Raw genomic sequence first — 2721 nt, 5'->3', positions numbered from 1 at the left:
GGTGGCCACCACCGGCGTGGGCCACCCCGGTCCGGGGGGGGCCTGGCGGGGGGGCGGCGCGGGGGGCCGGGTGGTCGCGGGGGCGGGCGCGGGCGGGGACGGCGGGGTCGCCCCGGCGGTGGCCGCGGGGCTGGGCGGCCTGGAGTGCCTGTCCGGCATCCCCGGCTCGGCGGGCGCCACCCCGGTGCAGAACGTGGGCGCCTACGGGGTCGAGGTCGCCGACCTGCTGTGCCGGGTCCGGCTGCTGGACCGGGCGACCGGCGAGATCCGCTGGGCCGAGCCTGCCGAACTCGGCTTCGGCTACCGCACCAGCGTGCTCAAGCACAGCGACGCCGCGGTGGTGCTGGCCGTCGAGTTCGAGCTGCGCCCCGACGGCCTGAGCGCCCCGCTGCGCTATCGGGAGCTGGCAGGCGCGCTGGACGCCGCCGAGGGCGAGCGCCGCCCGGCCGGGCAGGTGCGTGAGCAGGTGCTGCGGCTGCGCGGCGGCAAGGGCATGGTGCTCGACCCGGCCGACCACGACACCTGGAGCGCGGGCTCGTTCTTCACCAATCCGGTGGTGCCAGCCGCCCGGGTCGAGCAGGTGCGTGCCGCGATCACGGCCAGGCTCGGCGAGGTGCCGATCCCCACCTACGCCGCGGCCGACGGGGTGAAGTTCTCGGCGGGCTGGCTGATCGAGCGGGCCGGTTTCGGCAAGGGCTTCCCCGGCGCGGACGCCCCGGCCCGGCTGTCGACCAAGCACACGCTGGCCCTGACCAACCGCGGCCGGGCAGGCGCCGCCGACATCGTCGCGCTGGCCCGCACGGTCCGCGACGGGGTGGCCGAGGCCTTCGGCGTGGTGCTGGAGCCGGAGCCGGTCACGGTCGGCATCCGGCTGTAGACCCGCCGGGCGAGCGCCGGGGTGGCGGGGGCGGCCCGGCGTACATTCGACGGGTGTGAGCTATCGAGCCCTGGTCCGCGGACCGATCGCCCTCGTCTCGGCAGTCCTGCTCGTCGTGCTCGCCCTGATCGCGGGCTGTGCCGGGCCGGACGACTCCCCGGTCGCGGAGGTCACCCTCGACCCCGGTGACGGCGCGGGCGAGGTCAGCCCGATCGCCCCGGTCTCGGTCGCCGTCGACCGCGGCGTGATCGAGCGCGTCGCCCTGACCAACCCGGCGGGCGAGCCGGTGGACGGCGAGCTGTCGCCCGACCGCCGCGGCTACCGGATCACCGAACCTCTCGGCTACGGGTCCACCTACACCTGGTCGGGCACGGTCACCGGCGATGACGGCGAACCGGTCCCGATCGAGGGCTCGTTCACCACCCTCACCCCCGAGGCCACCCTGCCCGCCACCCTCAACATCGGCGACGGCCAGGAGGTGGGCATCGCGGCCCCGATCATCCTCCAGTTCAGCGGCCCGGTGGCGGACAAGGCGGCGGTGGAGCGGGCACTCACCGTCACCACCGACCCGCCGACCGAGGGTGCGTGGGCCTGGCTGCCCGACGACAACGGCGGCGCCCGCGCGCACTGGCGGCCGAGGCAGTACTGGACGCCGGGCACCGCCGTGCGTCTGGACGCCCGCCTCTACGGCCTCGACCTCGGCGACGGCAACTACGGCCACGCCGACCTGACCAGCGACTTCCGCATCGCCCGCAGCCAGATCGTGCGCGCGCACGCACCGAGTCACCGCATGCAGGTGGTGCGCGAGGGCGAGGTGATCTTCGACTTCCCCGCCAGCTACGGCGAGGGCAACGAGGCCCGCAACGTGACCCGCTCGGGCATCCACGTGGTGACCGAGAAGTACGAGGACTTCCTGATGTCCAACCCGCCGTACTACGAGAACGTGCGCGAGCGCTGGGCCGTGCGCATCTCCAACAACGGCGAGTTCATCCACGCCAACCCGGCGTCGCTGGCCTCCCAGGGCTCGGCCAATGTCACCAACGGCTGCATCAACCTCTCCGACGAGGCCGCCTCGGCCTACTTCCCGACCGCCCTCTACGGCGACCCGGTTGAGGTCACCGGCACCTCGATCGCCCTGTCCGCCGCCGACGGCGACCTCTACGACTGGACCATCGACTGGCAGACCTGGCAGACCATGTCGGCCCTGAGCGGCGCCCCGGAGCCGGTCGTCTCGGCGACGCCGGTGACGCCTGGCCCGCCGCGCTGAACCCGCGGCCGAGCCGGGCCGCGGTCACGCCTCGAGCATCGTGTGCGACGCGCGGTCCGGCACCGGCGACGCGGGGGCGGCCGGGTGCAGGTTCGGGATGGTCGGGCGCGGCGCCACCTCCATGACGGCCTCGGCCACCGCCAGGCAGATGTTCAGGCGCGGCGGACGCTCGAGCCCCGCGTCGCCGTGCCGCAGCAGGCGCACCGCCGCCCACGGCAGGTTCACGCCGGCGAACGCGGTCTGGAAGACGCCGGCCGCCGGCCGCGGGTTGGCCTCGAGCAGCACTGGCTCGCCCCTGAGGTGGCGCAGCTGGACGTTGCTGAGATAGGCGACGCCGAAGTGGCCGACCAGCCTGCGGGCGATGTCGAGGCTGACGGCATCGTCCAGCAGGGTGCGGAATCGCCCGTTCTTCGACCGGGGGATGCCGGCGAGCAGTTCCCCCGCCGGCGTGGACAGACAGTCCACGCTGATCTCCGGCCCCGCGAGATAGGGCATGACGAGCAGTTCCGGGGTGCGGTCGCCCGGCGAGGCGGGGCCGTGCCGCCCGCGGGCCCCCCCCGCCGGGGTGGCCCCCCGC

3 protein-coding genes are annotated in these 2721 nt (G+C 75.0%); 2 read left to right on the top strand and 1 reads right to left on the bottom strand.

Going from position 1 to position 2721, the window contains the following annotated elements; translation table 11 throughout:
- Both QH283_RS29105 and QH283_RS29100 read left to right on the top strand, forming a co-directional pair.
- The coding region (locus tag QH283_RS29105; protein ID WP_280506128.1) for a UDP-N-acetylmuramate dehydrogenase at positions 1-877 on the top strand (877 nt) is incomplete at its 5' end.
- Between the two features lie 55 nt (positions 878-932).
- Complete coding sequence (locus QH283_RS29100; RefSeq protein ID WP_280506127.1) at positions 933-2144, top strand: L,D-transpeptidase; 1212 nt, start codon at positions 933-935, stop codon at positions 2142-2144.
- 24 nt (positions 2145-2168) lie between these two features.
- Here QH283_RS29100 and QH283_RS29095 read toward each other — a convergent pair.
- Positions 2169-2721: ATP-grasp domain-containing protein (locus QH283_RS29095; protein ID WP_280506126.1), on the bottom strand; the 553-nt coding region annotated here is incomplete at its 5' end.

Source organism: Nocardia farcinica (assembly GCF_029867845.1).
GTDB classification, from domain to species: Bacteria; Actinomycetota; Actinomycetes; order Mycobacteriales; family Mycobacteriaceae; genus Nocardia; species Nocardia farcinica_A.
Note: the sequence above shows the minus strand (reverse complement) of the source record. Positions and strands in the feature narration are given on the sequence as shown.